Here is a 17519-nt window from a genome sequence, read left to right as displayed (position 1 = left end):
TTGTCTCAAGAAGAAACTGCTGTTGATCACATGCTCCGGTATCTGCGTCTGCACTCTCTCGTTCGCGTCATTCGTTCTCTCCGCATCCGTATCGGATTGCGTCTCAAAATCGTGACACTTGGAGTTGCCGGCGCCATGATCGCCGGCGCGATCGGCCTGACCGGCTTTCATATCGACGCAAGAGTGCAGCAGGACTCCGACGCCAGCGTGCGCTTCCGCTTCGACGTGATGAGCCTGTCGGAGAGCTATCTCGAGGCCGGCCAGGCCGCCAACGAATTCATGCAGAAGCATGACGACAAGCGCATCGGCCTCCACGCCGCGACGCTGGCCCGCGCCGCCGACCACCTGACCGCGATCGAGGCTTTCATCGCACCATTGCCGACGGATGATCCCTTGAAGGCAGCGGCTTCGCTGCGGCCGGGCATCAACCAGTACGCGGTCCGCTTCCAGAATGTCGTCGCCGCGCAACGCGTGCTCGGCCTGACCGAGAAGGACGGCCTGCAGGGCCGGCTGCGCGCCGCCGTGCACACGATCGAGAGCAGGCTTGCGGATTTCAACGATACCGCCCTGACCAACGTGATGCTGACCATGCGCCGCCATGAGAAGGATTACATGCTGCGGGGAGACGACAAGTATGGCGATGCCCTGCAGGCGAGCGTCGCCGACTTCAAGTCGAAGCTCGCGGCATCCGATCTCGCGGCCGAGGTAAAAGCGGAGCTCGCCAAGCTCGCGGAGGCCTACGAATCCGCGTTCATGGCCTACATGGTGTCGCGCGACCAGCTGACCGAAGAAGCCGACGACCTCGCCACCCTCTACGCCCGCAACCGTCCCGCTTTGCTCGCGGTGATCGCCGCGGCGGAGGCGCGCTACCAGGCGGCCGAGGACAAGGCGCGCCAGCTGCGGCAAAACCTGATCTGGATCATTGCGCTGGCGACACTCATCACCGGCCTCGTGATTTTTATCGTCGCCCACCGCGTCGCCGGCGCGATGTCCAGCATGGCGCGCGCCATGCAGCAGCTTGCCGCAGGAGATCTGCAGGTGGTGCTGCCGGGGCTCGGCCGCAATGACGAGATCGGCGAGATCGCGCAGGCGGTGGAGACCTTCAAGGTCAATGTGGCGACCAAGGCAGAACGCGACGCCGAGGTCAAGGCCGCACAGGAGCGCCAAGCCACAGAACGGCGGCGCGCGGACATGCACCAGCTCGCGAACGGCTTCGAACAGGCGGTCGGCGAGATCATCGACACGGTGTCGCAGGCAGCAAGCGGGCTCGAAGCCTCCGCCGACACGCTGACCCGCAATGCCGACCGCACCCGGCAGTTGTCGGCAACCGTCGCCGCCGCATCCGGACAGGCCTCCGAGAACGTTCAATCGGTGGCGTCCGCCACCGAGGAAATGTCGTCGTCGGTCGGCGAGATCGGGCGTCAGGTCGACGAGTCCAGCCGGATCGCCTCCGAGGCGGTGCAGCAGGCCGGCGACACCAATGCACGGATCGCCGAGATGGCCAGCGCGGCGGAGCGCATCGGCGACGTGGTCAAGCTGATTTCCAGCATCGCCGGACAGACCAATCTGCTGGCGCTCAACGCCACCATCGAGGCGGCGCGCGCCGGCGAAGCCGGCCGCGGCTTTGCCGTGGTCGCCTCCGAGGTGAAACAACTGGCGACGCAGACCGCGGCCGCCACCGGCGAGATCGGCCAGCAGATCCTGGCGCTGCAGGCCACCACCCGGGACTCGGTCGCGGCGATCCGCGGCATCGGCGGCACCATCGCACGGATGTCGGAGATCGCCGGCAGCATCGCGGCGGCGGTCGAACAGCAGGGCGCGGCCACCCGGGAAATCGCCCGCAACATCCAGCACGCCACCACCGGCACGGTCGCGGTCGCCGCCACCATCGCCGACGTCAGCCGCGGCGCCGGCGAGACCGGCGAGGCCTCCACCGACGTCCATGCTTCGGCGCAATCGCTGGCACGAGAGAGTCAGCGGCTGAAGCGCGAGGTGGGGAACTTCCTGGCAACGGTGCGGGAGGCGTAGCATCTCAGGACGCCGGCGACGTTTCTCCAGCTATCGGCAGTGTTAGATCCAGCATGGTCTTGTAGGCGTCGATGGCCGTCTGCGCCCGTGCGCATTCCGCTTTGTCGACGGGGTTCGTGACCCAGCCCCGCCGCGGAATGAACACGCGCCCGCGGCGGGCGCCCTGCTCAAAACCCTGCTTCAATCGGCGGTTGTCGCGCAATGACAGGTGCTGATCAAGATCGGCGAGGATGGCTTCGATCTGTCCGGGCGAGCTGAAATGCCGGCGCTCGCAGGACTGCGCCAGCGCGAACAGCGAGCCCGCGCTCCAACAAGTGGATTTCGACATCTCCGCGTGCGCGTGATTGTTCAAAGCCAGCAGCAGCGCGAGGACGCCCAGAGATCGGCGCGAGAGCGACGACACGACTCACTCCTGCGATCGCGGCGCCGCGCGCTGAGCCCTGAGCGACGCGTCATAGACGGTGCGGCATTGCGGGCTGAGTTCTTGATGGTGCTGCCCCAGGCAGGACTGGATCCTGGCACGGTTCGGCACATGGGCGACACACAGGCGCATGACATCGCTCAGGCAAGCCTGGCGCTGCTGATCTTCCGATGGGGCCGGTTGGCCAAGCGCAGGGCTGACCAGCATCAGCATCCCCAGCAAGACGGCGGCGATACGCACTCTCATGACATCAGATCCTCTATCTCATTGTTTGGTGAGCGGCCTGCTCTCGGCCGGTGAATGAAGCAGTGTCGCGACAATGGTCTCCGTCAGCATCGCGCGCGCCGTCTCCGGCGCAATCTCCGGCGACAGGCGATGCAGCAGTAACGGAAACGCGGGCGGCTGATTGACCGCGCTGTTGAGCAGCGCGAAGAACAGCGCCGGATGACGGCTGCGAACGATCCCGGCTTCGATTCCCGCTGTAAACAGCGGCTTTGCGCTCTCATACGCCGGGCGAATGAGACAATCGGTGACCCGCGCGGCCCGCTCGGCCTCCCCGGAGGCATGACGGGCGACAAAATCACGCACGTCCGGATAAACGGAAAAGAAGTCGGCGACGCGCACGATCAACTCGGCCAGCCGCTCCATCAGCGGCCGCTCGACAGCGTCCGCCAGCATCTTCAAATGCACAAAGACGGGAACGGCCTCGACCGCGATGGCATCCAGGCATGCCTGCCACAGCTCCGCCTTGCTGCCGAAATGGACCCGCACGAGATTGGGCGCGACACCGGCCGCAGCCGCAATGCTGCGCAAGTCGGCCGCGTCGAAGCCGAGGCTTGCGAACGCATGGGTCGCCGCCGCGAGCAATGCCGTGCGGCCGTCCGGACGCTCCCGGGTGCGCCGGCCGCGAGGCGGCCGGGGCGCCGACGCGGCTTTTGAGGCAGTTTTTACGGGCATTTCAGCCAATATCCAATATATGTTCGATTGTACATATATTGGCAACCGAACCGACGTCAACCCTGCTCCGGGTACCTCTTCGTCACGTCTGGTTGATTGACGGGCGTGGCTTGGAGGTCGCTTCCATACACTCAGGTGTCATCGCCCGGCCGAAGGACCGGGCAACGACAGAGTGGGGATGAGGCGCCTGGCATCCATTTCTGACTGTCATCAACGACGAAAGCTTTCGCGGATGAAGCGAGCGCCGTCCAATTACTTGCCCGATGGCTGGATCGCCTCGCCTGCCCCGTCCGCGACTTTCACCCCGTCGTCGATTGTAAACGTCATGAGGTCGCGGCCGACCAGCAGCGGTCCGGCATAGGTCGCGCGAGTGCGCGCGATCAGCACGTCCTCGGGCACATCGGGCGCGGGCTTCACGCTGGCGAACACGATATGCGAATAGACGGCAAGCTTCGGCGCGGCCAGGCTGAAGATGCGCCCTGCTTCTTCCGGCGACGTGTGATGCGCCTCGATGTCGCGATAGGCCGGATAGTTTTCACGCAAGGCCGGCTCGATCACCGCGACTTCGTGGACCAGCAGATCCGCGCCCTTGGCGGCCGCGGCAATGCGCTCATCATATTTGGTGTCGCCCGAAAGCACGACTTTCTTGCCGTCATATTCCACGACATAACCGAACGACGGTTTGATCTTCTCGCCGTGATTGACCGCGATGGCACTCACCTTGACGCCGTTCTTGTCATACACGAGGCCCGGTTCGACATCCCGCGCCGTGATGACCACACCTTCAGGCGGCAGGTGCTCGTCGTCGATCCGAATGCGGATGTCCTCGGCAAAAGCCCTGGTCAGGTTCTCCGTCATGGCGACGGTCCCCTTCGGGCCGAAGATGACCATCGGTGTCTTGCGGGAGCCGAAGGGCACGGCGAGCCAGCCGGTCAGCCAGACATCCGGCAAGCCGACAACATGATCGGAATGCAGATGAGTGATGAAATGCGCCGTGAGCGCACCAAGCGGAACGCGCTTCTGATAGAGGCGCATGGTGGCGCCGCGGCCAAAGTCGAACAGCAGCTTCTCCGGTCCCGCCTCGACCAGCGTCGACGCGCTGAAGTTGCTGAGCCGCGGCGTCGGCGTTCCCGTGCCCAGCAGCGTGACCTTCAGCGGTTCGGCCGCTGCCGCATGCGCGAAGGCCAGCAGGGTAAAACCCACCTGGAGCAGGATTTTTTGGAGTCTCATGTTTCCCCTCTAAACAAACCGATCCGCAACAAGAACCGATCTACTCCCGCCCGATCACGCTGTCGAGCCACGCACAGTTCAACGGCGGCACCTGCGGACCGGGCACGCGAACGCCGCGCGCCGCCGCCCGCCTGCGCAGGAACTCGGATCGCTGAGGCCGACGCATCGCCATCGTCGATTCAGCCAAGATAACGCTTGAACCGATCGATATCGCCCAGCGACTCACGCAAGCCGGACCAGCCCGGCCGCCCGTCAGCAAAATCGGCGGCAGCCCGTTCATGCGTTCAACCCATTGAGGGTGTGCCATGATTTTCTACTCAACTGTCCCGCTCAACATCCACATTGCCAGGAGAAGAGATATTATGACAATTTTCTCGCGCGCCCGTCATTTTTTCGCAGCCGGCCTGTTGGCGTCAGGGCTGTTTGCTGTTGCGGTTCCCGATATCTCGCTTGCAGCGCCCGGCCAGGTGATGCTGGTCAATGCGCAAACCCGCAAGTGCCTGACCATTGCAGGAGGACTGAGTACCGATAACAACGTCACAGCCCTCCAATTCGACTGCGACAGTCATCCGTCGCGCCGCTGGAGGATCTTCAATGTCGACGGCGGTTCTCAGATCAGGAATGTGCAAACCAAGAAGTGCCTGACCATTGCCGGGGGCGTGAGTACCGACAACAATGTGGAAGCTCTCCAGTTCGACTGCGACGGCGATCCGTCGCGGACCTGGATCATCAAGCCTGTCAGGTCAGCAACGCGATTTGACTAGCACATAGCCCGGCTGAGCAAAGCGATACCCCGGGGTCTATCTGCGGATCAGATCCCGGACATCGCACCTGCCGATCACTCCTGCTGCGGCGGCGCTGCCGCTACGATGTCGACGATTTGCGCGAACGACAGACCGTACGTCGGCGTTCCCGTGCCGAGCAGTGTGACCTTCAGGAGCTCGGCCACAGCGGTATGCGCGAAGGCGAGCAGGGCAAACCTGGCCTGGAGCAGGATTTTCTGCAGTCTCATGTTTCCCCGCTGAACAAACCGATCAAGAACAAAAACCGATCTACTCCCGCGCGATCACGGTGTCGAGCCATGGACAGTTCAGCGGCGGCACCTGCGGATCGGGCACACGCACACCGCGCGCCGCCGCGTCCAGCCGCATGTCCCGCAGACGCTTGCGTTGCGCCTCCGGCATGTTCAGCCGCTCGTGGCCCCACAGCGAGGGACCGTCGAAGGTCTCATGCGGCTGCCAGGTCGGCGGATCGATGACCCGGCCGCCCCAGCCGTATTCGATGAAGAAACCCGAGGGCGTGTGGACGTAGAACGAGGTCATATGGTCATTGGTGTGCCGCCCCAGCGTATAGGCGATCCGTCTCTCATCCAGCTGCGCCAGGTCATAGCCCTGGCCGACGTCGTCCAGGCTGCCGACCTCGACCATGAAGTGATGCATGGCGCGCCGTCCCGAGCCCACCATGGCAAAGCTGTGATGGCGGCCGTTGACGTGGAAGAAATAGAGCTTGTACGGCGTCAATCCGAAATCCGACACCTGGAAGCCGAGCAGATCGCGATAGAACGGCAGCAGAGGCTCGACATCCTCGACATTCATCACGACATGCCCCATCCCGAGCGCACCCGTGCGAAATCCCGAGATCGGCCTGCTGGGCCTGAAGGGATCGGTGGCCAACGCCGGCGTGCAGAACGCCTCCAGCAGATTGCTTGCGGGATCGTGAAACGAAATGAGCTCGGTGACGTGGCGCTGGTCGGCGAGCGCACGCGATCCGCGCGTCACCGCGACGCCGTGATCGTCGAGCCGGCCGGCCAGACGGTCGAGATCCACGGGCGATGCGACCTCCCAGCCCATCACCGCAAGGCCGGCGTCGCCGGATCCATCGACAACCAGGCGCTGCTTGCGGTCGTCCATGCGGAAAGCCCGCACCAGCGCACCGCGATCGACCTGCTGCATGCCGAGCAGCTTCGTCGCCATGCGCGCCCAGTCGTCGAGTTTCGAGGACTGGATTCCGACATACCCGAGTGCGGTGATTTCCATGGACGTTTCCTTGTCCTGCTCACGGCTGCATTGATCTGCAACCGGAAGGATATCGCGGCTGGGAATCCTGCACTAGGGTTAGAACTCATTAATTTCTCAGCAGAGACAATACGATCCTGATTCGCTTTTGGAAGGGTTTGGGATCGTGCGCAAGAATCTATTTTGGTTGAGCGACGAACAGTGGGGACGGATTGAACCTCACCTTCCGACGGATGTCCGCGGCGTAGAGCGCGCGGATGATCGTCGGGTCATCAGCGGCATCATTCATGTGCTGAGAAGCGGCTGCCGCTGGTGCGATTGCCCGCCCGAATATGGTCCTCCGACGACGATTTACAATCGCTTTGTGCGCTGGGCACGACGTGGGGTCTGGGAAAATCTGTTCCGAGAGCTTGCCGGCCGGGGCCGCGCCACGGACACGCAAATGATCGACTCAACCCATGTCAAAGCACATCGCTCGGCAGCGGGCGGAAAAAGGGGGAGCACAATCAGGCTATTGGCCGCTCGCGCGGAGGGCGCAACACGAAGATCCACGCACTCGCAGATGCTAAGGGGCGCCTGATCGCCATTCTGCTGACCGGAGGTGAAGCGCATGACTGCCCGGTCGCGGAACGACTGATCCACAGGGTGATGCCGCCGGAGTGCATGCTCGGCGACAAGGCTTACGACAGCGCCGAATTGCGCGAGGAATTGCACGCGCGCGGGACCAAGCCGGTTATCCCAAACCGCCGCAACAGGAAGCAACCTTTTAGCTTCAACAAGCGCCTCTACAAGCTGCGCTGGCGTATCGAGAGCGCTTTCAGCAGACTGAAGGACTTCAGGCGCATCGCAACCCGATACGATAAGCTGGCCCGCAACTACTTGGCATCTGTCTGCCTCGCCGCCGCTCTTGTATGGTGGATCTAATGAGTCTGGACCCTAGTACCCCCTTTTCTTGGAACGTGAGTCGCGATTCAAGGTCAGGATGATTCTGCTAGCAAGAGAAGCCCCTTCTTCCGCAGAGGATCGCGTATCACTCAGCTCTGATTCCGGGTACTAGGATGCAGGCGCACCGCAGCGATCGCACAAAGAATACCGGTGGCACGGCCGCCGGCAAGGAGGAGAATTGGAAGTGTCCAAGGAGCGGACGCCCGGATCGGGATCCCGGCGATCGGCGGGCGTGCGCGCCTTCAAACGCGGCCTCGACGTGCTGCATGAGGTCAACCGCTCCGGCGGCATCCGTGCCGGCGACGTGGCGCGCCAGCTCGATTTGCCGCGGCCCACGGTCTATCGCCTGCTCGAAACCCTGGAGGAACTCGGCTATGTGGCGCGCAGCGCCAGCGACGAGCGTTTCCGGGTGACGCGGCGCGCCAGCAGCCTCGGCGACGGCTATGATCCGGGGGTGGTGATCTCCCAAGCCGCGGCGCCCCATCTCGCCGAGCTCAGCAAACAGCTGGTCTGGCCGGTCGATCTGTCGACCTATGAGAACGCGGCCATGGTGGTGCAGGAAACCACTCATCCGCGCAGCCCCCTGTCGATCGATCGCGGCATGATCGGCAAACGGCTGCCGATGCTGCGGACCTCAGCCGGCCGCGCCTATCTCGCCGCCTGCGCGCCGCGCGAACGCGACGTCATCATCAATCACCTGCGCCGCATCGACGAGGCCGAAGATCGACCTTTTCTCGACACCGGCCGCCTGGCGCGCATGATCGCGGACACCGCGCAGCGAGGCTACGCTATCCGCGACGAAGGCGAATACAATCCCAAAACGTCCAGCATCGCGGTCCCGATCGTGCGCGGCGATGTGGTGTTCGGCTGCATCTCGATCATCTGGATCCGCTCGGCGCTCTCGCTCGACGAGGCGGTCGCCGCTTTTGCCCCACCGATGCGGGACATGGCCGCAGCGCTTCCCATCGCACCGTGATCGGCCGGCATCAGGACAGCACCCGCATCGGCAGCGACGCCAGGCCGCGCAGCACATTGTTGAGGGCGAACACCGGTTCACCGATTTCGAAACGGCGAACCTTGCGCACCAGCGCCTGGAGCAAGGCGGCCATTTCCAGGCGGGCGAGATGCAGCCCCGCGCACATATGCGGGCCGTTGCCGAAACCGAGATGGTCGTTGGCGCGGCGCCGCACGTCGAAGCGGTCCGCGTCCTGCCATTTCCGTTCGTCGCGATTGGCCGACGCATAGAGCAGCAGCACCCGGCTGGCAGCCGGGATCGTCACGCCCCCGACGGCCACATCGGCGGTGACGAACCGGGTAAACCCGCGCACCGGTGATTCCAAACGCAAGACCTCGTTGATCGCATTCGGGATCAGGCCGGGGTCGCCGCGCACCAGATCCCATTGATCCTGATGGCGCCCGAACAGTAGCATGAGGCTCGCCGTGGCGAAGATCGTGGTATCGAGGCTCGGGCCCAGATAATCGCGCATCAGGACCGGGCATCTCTGCGGCTCGACCTCGCCACGATCCGCCGCCTCGAAAATCCGCCGGCCCCAGCTGCCCGGGCGCAGCCGGTCGCGGATCGTGCCCTCGTCCAGATAGGCCCGCATCTCCAGCACATGCGCCATCCCTGCGCATCCACGCTGGTTCATCGTCCCGAGCACGTCGAATGTCGCCGCCGCCCAGCGCAGCATGCTGCCGCGGCCATAATCCTCGAGGCCCACCAGTTTGGAGACGATCGTGAGTGGCAAGTGCTGGGCCAGATCGGTGACCGCGTCGAACTGCCCACGCACGAGCAGATCGTCGACAAGCCGGTTCGCCTCGGCCTCGATTTGCGGTTTGATGTCCGCAAGCGCCCGCGGCAGCATCGGCGCCGCAACGATCGCCCGCAGGCGATCGTGCAGCGGTGCGTCGCTTGCCAATGTGGTGCCGCGCGACATCTCGTTGACCGCATCATTTGCGGCAACGCCGTGCGCGGACGAGAACACGGCGGTGTTGCGCAGCGCGGTGCGGACGTCGTCGAAGCGGGAGAGCACATAGAGCCGGTTCCGCGGCAGCCAGACCACGGCACCACGCTCACGCAGCACACGGTAGTGCAGATAGGGATCCTGCAACACCTCATCGCCATAGAGATCGATGTCATAGACCGGACAATCCGCCGGAACGTCTGGTGCACTCATCATCGCTCCACAGAATCGGCAGGCGCGCGTCAATGCGGCTAAATTCACTCAGCGCACGGCCACCCACTCGCCTTTCTCCATCCGGCCCAGCACCAGTGCGCTCTGGTCGAGCCCGGTGTGGTTGTCGGGACCGTAATTGTAGACCCCGCGCGATCCGGCAACGCCCTTCAGGGATTCGATGGCGGTGCGGAGCCCTTCGCGGAATTCGGCGGTGCCGGGCGCTCCTGCCTTCAGCGCGGCCGGTGCCGCGTGTGCGAGCAGGATCAGCGCATCATAAGCGGAGCCGGCGAAGATGTTGCGGCTGCCCGGACCGAACCTGCCTTCGTAGCGGGCGATGAATTCCAGCGCTGCTGCTTTTGCCGGGTCGTTATCGGGGAAGGACGCGGCGCCGACCGCCGGACTAAGCGGCACGAAGATGCCCTCGCCCTGCACGCCGGTCAGCTTGCGAAAATCCCCGAAGGTGGCGCCGAGCGTGCCGTAGATCGGCCCGGCATACCCCTTCTCGCGCAACTGCAGCAGCGGCAGGGCGGCCGGTGCGCCGGAGGCGGCAATCAGGACCGCATCTGGCCGCGCCGCCAGGATCTTGAGCACCTGGCCCAGTACCGTGGTATCGGTCCGGGCATACTTCTCGTTGGCGATCAGGGCGATGCCGGAGGCCGCGCTGATCTCGGCGCTGACCTTGCTCCAGGCATCGCCATAGGAGTCGGCAAAGCCGATCAGCGCCAGCTCCTTGACCCCGGTCCGCTTCATGTGCGCGAACAAGGGCGTGGCTTCATGGTCATCATTGGTTGTGGTCTTGAAAATCCATCGACGCCGCGCATCAACAGGAGAAACCAGCGCATTGACCGGTGCAAGCGAGATCACCGGCACCTTGAACTCGACCGCGGGATCGATCACCGCGAAGGATCCCGGCGTGGTGGTCGGGCCTATAAGGAGATCGATGTTGCGTTCCTGGACCAGCTTGCGCATGGCCGCGACCGCCGCTGTGCTGTCGGAGGCCTCGTCGAGGAAGAGGTAGTTGACCTTATTGCCGGCAATCGAAGCGGGGCCAAATACCGTGCCATTGCGTTCGGCATTGCCGATGGCCGCCGCCGGCCCGGTCGCCGACAGCACGATGCCGACATTGATATCGGCCGCGCAGACCGGCATGGCCAGACATTGCAGTCCGAGGCAGGCGCCGAGCAGAGATCGAAGCATCATCGTCTTCTCCCCTTGAGCAGCCTGCTTTCGCAGCCGCAGGAGCTTTGCCGCCCCCCTTTTTTCTCGTCACGAAAGCGCGATGTATTTTGGTTGAAGCAGCATCACGTCGGTATTTTTAACGGTCAGAATGATGCTCTAGCCAATGCAGGCCCTGACACGAAGCTCCATCGCCGAACTGTCCGGCTGGCGGACAAACCAGAGCGGCTGCATCACCGAGGCCGCCTGTCCGCTCCGCGGACAGATTGAGCTGAGATGTTGAAGCCGCGGCCTGCTTGGGAAACAGATGCCGGCATGAACAGCGCCTCGCCCTCATCCCCAACATTCGACGTCGCCATCATCGGCCGCGGCCCTGTAGGCGCCACGCTGGCCAACCTGCTCGGCCTCTGCGGCCTCCGCACCTTGGTGCTGGAACGCGAGGCCACGGCCTATCATCTGCCCCGCGCTCTGCATTTCGACGACGAAGCGATGCGGGTGTTCCAGGCCATCGGGCTCAGCGACAAGATCCTGCCGCATGTCATGCTGAGCCCCGGCATGCTGTTTGTCGATGCGGACGGGCGTCTGGTGCTCGACTGGTCGCGATCCGCTGAACTCACGCCAATGGGCTGGCATCTCAGCTACCGCTTCCACCAGCCGAATCTCGAAGAGACTTTGAATACGGGCCTCAGCCGCTGGCCGAACGTTAGCGTGCACAACCGCTGCGACGTCTACGCTCTCGACGAGGACGAGAGCGGCGTACGGGTGCGTTACGAGGACATGGCCACCGGACAGCTCGCGGAGATCCGCGCCAATTATGTGGTCGGCTGCGACGGCGCCCGCTCGCTGGTGCGCCGCTTCATGGGCGCGGGTTTGGATGACCTCGGCTTTCATGAGCGCTGGCTCGTGGCCGACGTGCTGCTGACGCGCGAACGCCCCGACCTCGGCGACCACAGCATCCAGTATTGCGACCCGCGGCGGCCGGCCACCTATGTCCGTGGCACCGGCAACCGCCGGCGCTGGGAGATCGCGCTGCATCCCGATGAAGACGCTGTGAAAGCGACCCAGCCGACGCGTGTCCGGCAACTGCTGGAGCGCTGGATCACGCCTGCGGATGCCGAGATCGAACGCGCCGTGGTCTACACCTTTCATTCGACTATCGCGAAGGCCTGGCGCAACGGCCGGCTGCTGCTGGCCGGCGACTCCGCGCACCAGACCCCGCCGTTTCTCGGCCAGGGCATGTGCGCCGGCATCCGCGATGCCGCGAACCTCGCCTGGAAGCTGCAGCATGTGGTGCGCGGCTGGGCCAACGCCAGCCTGCTCGACACCTATCAAAGCGAACGCGCGCCCCATGTGCGCGAATTCATCGAGCTTGCGATCCGTCTCGGCGGACTGATCAACACCAAGGCGATGGAGGCTGGCCTTGCCGCCGGCGTGCCGCGCAAGGATGCCCCCGCCAAGCTGGAGGTGCGAAAGCCCCTGCTCGGCCCTGGATTGTCGACCGGCCATGTGATGACCGGTCATCTGGCGCCGCAATTCACCCTTTCGAACGGACAACGCAGCGACGATCGCATCGGTTATGGCTTTACGTTGCTCGCCGAGACCGCTGTGACCGACGAATTATCTCCGGAGGATTGCGCGCAACTGACGATGGCCGGCGTCGCGTTGCTCAGCACCGACGAGGCCAGGGGCCTCGATGGATGGCTCCGCGAGAGCGGCATCCGCGCGGCATTGGTGCGCCCCGATCGTTACATCCTGGGCGCAGCGCAAGACGGCGGAGATGTCCGCAAACTTCTCGCGGCTTTGACCAGCACGTCACACGTGCCGACCGCCGCATAACCCGACGTCTGGACACAAGGAACCGATCATGAAGCTGCTGTCATTTATTGCCGAAGGGAGCGCAAGCTACGGCGCGGTCAAGGACCGAGGCGTGGTCGATCTCGGCCGGCGCCTCGCGCAACGCACCTTGCGCGAGCTGCTGGAGGCTGATCGTCTGCAGGATGCGGCAGCGGTGCTGGCGGCCGGTACGCCCGATCATGCGCTCGACGCGATCGCCTATGCGCCGGTGATTCCCGATCCCGGCAAGATCATCTGCGTCGGCCTCAACTATCGCGATCATGTCGCGGAGGTCGGCAGGACCGTGACCGAGAAGCCGGCGCTGTTCGCCCGCTTTGCCACCAGCCAGGTGGGCCATCTGCAGCCGGTGATTCGCCCGCGCGTGTCCGATCATTTCGACTACGAAGGCGAACTCGCGGTGATCATCGGCCGGCGTGGACGTCACATCGGCCGCAGCGACGCGCTCGGCCATGTCGCCGGATATGCCTGCTACAACGAAGGCAGCGTCCGGGACTGGCAGCGCCACACCACGCAATTCCTTGCCGGAAAGACCTTCGATCACACAGGCAGCTTCGGCCCGTGGCTGGTGACCACGGACGAAATTCCCGATCCCAGCCGGCTGACACTGGAGACGCGGCTCAACGGCGAGAGCGTGCAAAAGACCACCACCGATCTCCTGATCACCGATATTCCGGACCTGATCGCCTACTGCTCCACCATCATGACGCTTGAGCCCGGCGACGTCATCGTCACCGGAACGCCCGGCGGCGTCGGCCTCAAGCGGACTCCGCCGCTGTTCATGAAGCCGGGCGACACGGTGGAGGTGGAGATTTCCGGGATTGGCTTGCTGCGCAATCCGGCGGCCGCCGAAGGGGACTGAAGCGTGCAATGCCGTCGCGCGCTGTTCACAACGAATGACAAAAATCATTGGAGGATAACGATGGCCCAGGCTTGCAAATCCATTGCCGCCGCCCTTTCCGCCCTGCTGCTGGCGGGCACCACCGCGCAGGCCCAGATCAAGGGCGAGGCCATCCGCATCGGCGTGCTGACCGACATGAATGGCATGTTCGCGACCGCGATGGGACCGGGGTCGGTCGAGGCGGCGCGGATGGCGGCGGAGGAGTTCGGTGGCAGCATCAACGGCAAGCGGATCGAGATCCTGCAGGCCGATCACCAGAACAAGCCCGATCTTGCGACGTCACTGGCCCGGCAATGGTTCGATCGCGAGGGCGTTCAGGCCATCGCCGATGGCGGCAGCTCAGGCGCTGCGCTCGCGGTGCAGGAACTGGTGCGCGGCAATGGCAAGATTTTCCTGATCTTGGGCGCCGGCGCCAATCAATTGACCGATGAAGCCTGCGCGCCGACCAGCGTGCAGTGGACCCAGGATGCGTACTCGACCGCCACCGCGGTGGTTTCCGGCATCATGACCAGCAACAAGGCGCCGTGGTTTTTCATCACCGGCGACTATGCCTTCGGGCATTCGATCGAGGCGACCGCGCGCGCTCGTATCGCCGAGCTCGGCGGCAAGGTCGCCGGCAGTGTCAAGGCGCAGCTCGGCACCCCGGACTTCAGTTCGTTCCTGCTCCAGGCCCAGGCGTCCGGCGCCAAGGTCCTGGCCATCAACGTGGCTGCCGACAACGCCACCGCCATCAAGCAGGCCGACGAATTTGGTCTGGCGGCGGCGGGCATGACCATCGTGCCGATGTCGTTCCAGAACGTCGATATCAATGCCATCGGGCTCAAGACCACCAAGGGCGATCTCATTCTCACCAGTTTCTTCGAGGATGTCTCGCCGGCGGCGCGGCGCTTCTCGGACGCGTTTTATGCACGGCGCAAGGCGATGCCCTCGCAGATCCAGGCCGGCGTCTACTCCGCCGTGCGCCATTATCTTCAAGCGGTAAAGGACATCGATTCCGACGACGGCGCCAAGGTGATGGCGCACATGAAGGCGACGCCGGTCTCCGATGCCTATACGAACGGCGGCACCATCCGCGCCGATCAGCGGATGGTGCATGACCTCTATCTGGTTCAGGTCAAGACGCCGGAGGAATCCCAGGGACCCTGGGACCTGGTCAAGCTGGTGGCGACGATTCCGCCGGACCAGGCGTTCCGGCCGCTCGACCGCAGCCGCTGTCCGCTGGTCGGGAAGTAGAGCACCCGCTTCGGCGCTCTCAAGGCGACAGTTCCTCCAGCACCCTGCCCCTGGTCTCAATCGCGAACATCAGCGTGACGAGGCCACCCACCAGGGCAACGGCTGCGAACGCGGCGAAGACATAGCGGATCCCCAGGTCCGCGACGATCCAGCCGACCAGGATGGGACCGACAGACGATCCCGCGCGCAGCCATGCACTGCCGAAACCAGTGCCGACTGCGCGCAGACGTGTCGGATAGAGTTCGGCGGAGTAGAGATAGAGCGAGAAAGCGATGGTCTGCAGCACGGCGTAAGTCGCCGTCGCCAGGATCAGCACCTCGATCGCCGAGGTGGCGCCGAGCCATGCCAGCGCCAATAGCGGCACGGTGGCGAGCAGGAACGCGGTTGCGTACCAGGGCTTGCGGCCGACCCTGTCGATCGCCAGCGCACAGATGATCGAGGCGACGACGCCGACACTCGAGGTGATCCAGCCGTAGGCGAGCGCCGTCTGCAGCGGAAGCTGGAACACCTGCTTGTAGAGCGTGGGCAGCCAGGTGACCAAACCGTTGTTGATCATGTAGGCGCACACCCATAGACCCCAGATCATCAACGTTCGCTTGAGATAAATGCCCCGGAACAGTTCGCGCCAGTCGGAGCGGGCGACGGCTGCGGCATCGAGCGGGCGTACCGCCGGCTCGCGCAGAACCAGGCCGCGCCGCGTCGCGCTGTCCTCGAGCAGCGTCACCACGGCGTCCGCCTCCGCGGTGCGTCCTCGGGACGCGAGCCAGCGTGGCGACTCCGGCATCAACCAGCGCAACGGAATCGTCAGCACCGAGGGAACGAGACCGACGATGAACATCGCCTTCCATCCATAGACCGGAACCAGGAAGAAGCCGACCATGCCGGCGAACATCAACCCGATCGGGAAGATCACCTCATAGAGCAGGAAGAATCGGCCGCGCTTCTCGGCACCGATGAACTCGTTGATGTAGGCGCTCGCCACCGGCACCTCGCCGCCGGTGCCGACGCCCTGCAGGAATCGAAACAGCATCATCGATGCGCTGCTCCAGGCGAACAGGCAGGCGACGTCCATCGAGACGAACAGGATGATGGTGATGAAGAGGATCTTCAGCCGGCCGAATCTCTCGGCCAACGCTCCGAAGATAACCGCGCCGAACAGCTGGCCGACATAACCCGCGGAAATGATCAGGCCGACCTCGGCCGGCGTGAGTTTCCATTCGGCAACGAGCTGCGGCATCGCAAAGGCGATCGCCAGCACCGTGTAGGCATCGAAAAAGGTGGCGATGCCGACGATCACGCGCAGCAACATCAGCCGCGGCGTGACCGGAAGCCGCTCGAGCCGCCCGACCAGTTGGGCATAGGCCGCGGCGTTGACCGGAGCGGCGGCAACCGAACGCACGACGGCGCCTTCTGCAGCAAGCGCAGACATGATGATCCTCCCTGGTGTGTTTGTTTTCAGCGGAGCGGAGATACGCTCGGCCACGCTTTTCTCTTCAGTCATGGCCGGGCTTGTCCCGGCCATCCCGATCATGGACGCAGTGCCCGCCTAAGCGGGATGGCCGGGACAAGCCCGGCCATGACAAGCAAAAATAGCCAAGCGTTGCGTCACGCCGCGTTCGATCGCGCCGCAGGCCCAACCAGCCCAGCCGAACGCAGCGCGTCGGCGATCTCGACATCCGCGCCTGGATCGAGCGGCAACAGCGGCGAGCGGATGGTGGCGTGCTCCAGGATGCCGCGGGCGACCAGGCCGTGCTTGAGCGCAACCGTGCCTTCCATGTGCGAGCCACGGTGATAAACGGTGCGCGTCACCGGCAGCAGGCGATCATGGATCGCGCGCGCCTTGGCGTAATCCCTGGCCTTACCCGCGGCGATCAGTTCGATCAGCGGCTCGGGCGTGAGGCCACCATAGCCGACCAGCGCGCCGTCCACGTCGAACATGGTATGCAGCAGATATTCGTCATGGCAGGTGAGGATCTGCAGGTTGGGGCGCTCGCGGCGGACCACCGGGATCTCGGTGTCCCAGCGGCGCATGTTGCGCACGCCGTTCTTCATGGCGAACACGCCCGGCAGCGCCGCGATGTCGAGCTGGGTTTCGAGGTTGTAGGTCGCCTTCGTCGCATCGGGATACTGGAACAGGATCAGCGGCAGGCCGCTCTCCTGATAGATCGCGCGGTAGCGGTCCTGCGGCGCACCCTTCTGGTAACCGAAGCGCAGCCAGCCGTGCGAGGGATACACCAGCCCGGCCTCGGCCCCGGCCTTCACCGCGCGCTTCGCTTCGAGCGCCGCGACGTTGGTGCCTTCCAGGGTGATGCCGGCGATGACCGGAATCTTGCCGTCCACGGACTTGACGAAGCTTTCGATTACCGAGGCCTGCTCGTCGGGAGTAAGGAACGTGCCCTCGCCCGCGTGTCCCAGAACCACCAGGCCCTTGACCTCCTTGAAACTGCCGAGCCAGCCGCCGAGCCGCTGGATCGCCGCGTGGTCGACCTCGCCGTCGCGGGTGAAAGGGGTGACGGGTGCGGGAACGAGACCTCTGAGATCGAGAGCTTCCATGTGAGTGTCCTCCGATGAGTTTGTATTTGCCG

Annotated in this window: 17 protein-coding genes; 7 read left to right on the top strand and 10 right to left on the bottom strand. The window is 64.4% G+C overall.

Annotation, left to right across the window (positions count from 1 at the left end; translation table 11 throughout):
* The first annotated feature begins 111 nt into the window (after positions 1-111).
* Complete coding sequence (locus RS897_RS21270) at positions 112-2028, top strand: methyl-accepting chemotaxis protein (protein ID WP_315838469.1); 1917 nt, start codon at positions 112-114, stop codon at positions 2026-2028.
* Between the two features lie 4 nt (positions 2029-2032).
* On the opposite strand, the gene RS897_RS21265 is transcribed toward RS897_RS21270, so the two are convergent.
* The 4 genes from RS897_RS21265 to RS897_RS21250 all read right to left on the bottom strand — a co-directional run bounded on the left by RS897_RS21265 (position 2033) and on the right by RS897_RS21250 (position 4636).
* Positions 2033-2431, bottom strand: coding sequence for a hypothetical protein (locus RS897_RS21265; protein ID WP_315838468.1), 399 nt, complete (start codon positions 2429-2431; stop codon positions 2033-2035).
* A gap of 3 nt (positions 2432-2434) precedes the next feature.
* Entirely contained in the window at positions 2435-2695 is a 261-nt protein-coding gene (locus tag RS897_RS21260; RefSeq protein WP_315838467.1) for a hypothetical protein, read from the bottom strand.
* Positions 2696-2713: 18 nt separating this feature from the next.
* Complete coding sequence (locus tag RS897_RS21255) at positions 2714-3406, bottom strand: TetR/AcrR family transcriptional regulator (RefSeq protein ID WP_315838466.1); 693 nt, start codon at positions 3404-3406, stop codon at positions 2714-2716.
* A 252-nt stretch (positions 3407-3658) separates the two neighbouring features.
* Positions 3659-4636 (bottom strand): MBL fold metallo-hydrolase, encoded by a 978-nt coding sequence (locus RS897_RS21250; RefSeq protein ID WP_315838465.1) that lies wholly within the window; start codon positions 4634-4636, stop codon positions 3659-3661.
* A gap of 305 nt (positions 4637-4941) precedes the next feature.
* Between RS897_RS21250 and RS897_RS21245 the strand changes: the two genes are divergently transcribed.
* Positions 4942-5400: an RICIN domain-containing protein gene (locus RS897_RS21245; protein ID WP_315838464.1), complete on the top strand. Its 459-nt coding sequence runs from the start codon at positions 4942-4944 to the stop codon at positions 5398-5400.
* Between the two features lie 74 nt (positions 5401-5474).
* On the opposite strand, the gene RS897_RS21240 is transcribed toward RS897_RS21245, so the two are convergent.
* On the bottom strand, positions 5475-5648 hold the full coding sequence (locus tag RS897_RS21240; protein WP_315838463.1) for a hypothetical protein: 174 nt from the start codon (positions 5646-5648) through the stop codon (positions 5475-5477).
* A gap of 40 nt (positions 5649-5688) precedes the next feature.
* The gene (locus tag RS897_RS21235) at positions 5689-6672 is read right to left on the bottom strand and encodes a VOC family protein (protein ID WP_315838462.1); all 984 of its coding nucleotides are present in this window, start codon (positions 6670-6672) and stop codon (positions 5689-5691) included.
* Positions 6673-6817: 145 nt separating this feature from the next.
* On the opposite strand from RS897_RS21235, the gene RS897_RS21230 reads away from it, so the two are divergent.
* Positions 6818-7575 (top strand): IS5 family transposase gene (locus RS897_RS21230; RefSeq protein ID WP_315831865.1). Its coding sequence is split into 2 segments (ribosomal slippage): positions 6818-7145 and positions 7145-7575, totalling 759 coding nucleotides; the frame shifts between segments, so codons are not numbered across the junction.
* Between the two features lie 205 nt (positions 7576-7780).
* Positions 7781-8572 (top strand): DNA-binding transcriptional regulator, encoded by a 792-nt coding sequence (locus tag RS897_RS21225; RefSeq protein WP_315838461.1) that lies wholly within the window; start codon positions 7781-7783, stop codon positions 8570-8572.
* 10 nt (positions 8573-8582) lie between these two features.
* Here the strand turns inward: RS897_RS21225 and RS897_RS21220 are convergent, their stop codons facing one another.
* Together RS897_RS21220 and RS897_RS21215 are read right to left on the bottom strand one after the other, a co-directional pair.
* Positions 8583-9773: a cytochrome P450 gene (locus tag RS897_RS21220; protein WP_315838460.1), complete on the bottom strand. Its 1191-nt coding sequence runs from the start codon at positions 9771-9773 to the stop codon at positions 8583-8585.
* Between the two features lie 48 nt (positions 9774-9821).
* A complete protein-coding gene (locus tag RS897_RS21215) occupies positions 9822-10973 on the bottom strand; it encodes an ABC transporter substrate-binding protein (protein ID WP_315838459.1) in 1152 nt (383 codons plus the stop codon).
* A 291-nt stretch (positions 10974-11264) separates the two neighbouring features.
* Here RS897_RS21215 and mhpA point away from each other — a divergent pair, with 291 nt between their 5' ends.
* From mhpA to RS897_RS21200, 3 genes are read left to right on the top strand one after another with little or no spacing between them, the layout of a single operon-like run.
* Positions 11265-12785, top strand: a complete 1521-nt coding sequence (mhpA, locus tag RS897_RS21210) for a bifunctional 3-(3-hydroxy-phenyl)propionate/3-hydroxycinnamic acid hydroxylase MhpA (RefSeq protein WP_315838458.1) — start codon at positions 11265-11267, stop codon at positions 12783-12785.
* A 28-nt stretch (positions 12786-12813) separates the two neighbouring features.
* Positions 12814-13662 (top strand): fumarylacetoacetate hydrolase family protein, encoded by an 849-nt coding sequence (locus tag RS897_RS21205; protein ID WP_315838457.1) that lies wholly within the window; start codon positions 12814-12816, stop codon positions 13660-13662.
* Between the two features lie 60 nt (positions 13663-13722).
* Entirely contained in the window at positions 13723-14934 is a 1212-nt protein-coding gene (locus tag RS897_RS21200) for an ABC transporter substrate-binding protein (protein WP_315838456.1), read from the top strand.
* Positions 14935-14953: 19 nt separating this feature from the next.
* Here the strand turns inward: RS897_RS21200 and RS897_RS21195 are convergent, their stop codons facing one another.
* Positions 14954-16363: an MFS transporter gene (locus RS897_RS21195; RefSeq protein WP_315838455.1), complete on the bottom strand. Its 1410-nt coding sequence runs from the start codon at positions 16361-16363 to the stop codon at positions 14954-14956.
* A gap of 176 nt (positions 16364-16539) precedes the next feature.
* Positions 16540-17487, bottom strand: coding sequence for a dihydrodipicolinate synthase family protein (locus RS897_RS21190; RefSeq protein WP_315838454.1), 948 nt, complete (start codon positions 17485-17487; stop codon positions 16540-16542).
* Positions 17488-17519: the final 32 nt, after the last annotated feature.

Source organism: Bradyrhizobium prioriisuperbiae, assembly GCF_032397745.1.
Classification (GTDB): domain Bacteria; phylum Pseudomonadota; class Alphaproteobacteria; order Rhizobiales; family Xanthobacteraceae; genus Bradyrhizobium_A; species Bradyrhizobium_A prioriisuperbiae.
This window is presented reverse-complemented; position numbering and strand designations above follow the sequence as displayed.

Excerpts from the sequence above, each read along its gene's own strand:
- RS897_RS21260 (WP_315838467.1), bottom strand. The coding sequence starts at position 2,695 with ATGAGAGTGCGTATCGCCGCCGTCTTGCTGGGGATGCTGATGCTGGTC.
- RS897_RS21255 (WP_315838466.1), bottom strand. The coding sequence starts at position 3,406 with ATGCCCGTAAAAACTGCCTCAAAAGCCGCGTCGGCGCCCCGGCCGCCT.
- RS897_RS21250 (WP_315838465.1), bottom strand. The coding sequence starts at position 4,636 with ATGAGACTCCAAAAAATCCTGCTCCAGGTGGGTTTTACCCTGCTGGCC.
- RS897_RS21245 (WP_315838464.1), top strand. The coding sequence starts at position 4,942 with ATGATTTTCTACTCAACTGTCCCGCTCAACATCCACATTGCCAGGAGA.
- RS897_RS21240 (WP_315838463.1), bottom strand. The coding sequence starts at position 5,648 with ATGAGACTGCAGAAAATCCTGCTCCAGGCCAGGTTTGCCCTGCTCGCC.
- RS897_RS21235 (WP_315838462.1), bottom strand. The coding sequence starts at position 6,672 with ATGGAAATCACCGCACTCGGGTATGTCGGAATCCAGTCCTCGAAACTC.
- RS897_RS21220 (WP_315838460.1), bottom strand. The coding sequence starts at position 9,773 with ATGAGTGCACCAGACGTTCCGGCGGATTGTCCGGTCTATGACATCGAT.
- RS897_RS21215 (WP_315838459.1), bottom strand. The coding sequence starts at position 10,973 with ATGATGCTTCGATCTCTGCTCGGCGCCTGCCTCGGACTGCAATGTCTG.
- mhpA (WP_315838458.1), top strand. The coding sequence starts at position 11,265 with ATGAACAGCGCCTCGCCCTCATCCCCAACATTCGACGTCGCCATCATC.
- RS897_RS21205 (WP_315838457.1), top strand. The coding sequence starts at position 12,814 with ATGAAGCTGCTGTCATTTATTGCCGAAGGGAGCGCAAGCTACGGCGCG.
- RS897_RS21200 (WP_315838456.1), top strand. The coding sequence starts at position 13,723 with ATGGCCCAGGCTTGCAAATCCATTGCCGCCGCCCTTTCCGCCCTGCTG.
- RS897_RS21195 (WP_315838455.1), bottom strand. The coding sequence starts at position 16,363 with ATGTCTGCGCTTGCTGCAGAAGGCGCCGTCGTGCGTTCGGTTGCCGCC.
- RS897_RS21190 (WP_315838454.1), bottom strand. The coding sequence starts at position 17,487 with ATGGAAGCTCTCGATCTCAGAGGTCTCGTTCCCGCACCCGTCACCCCT.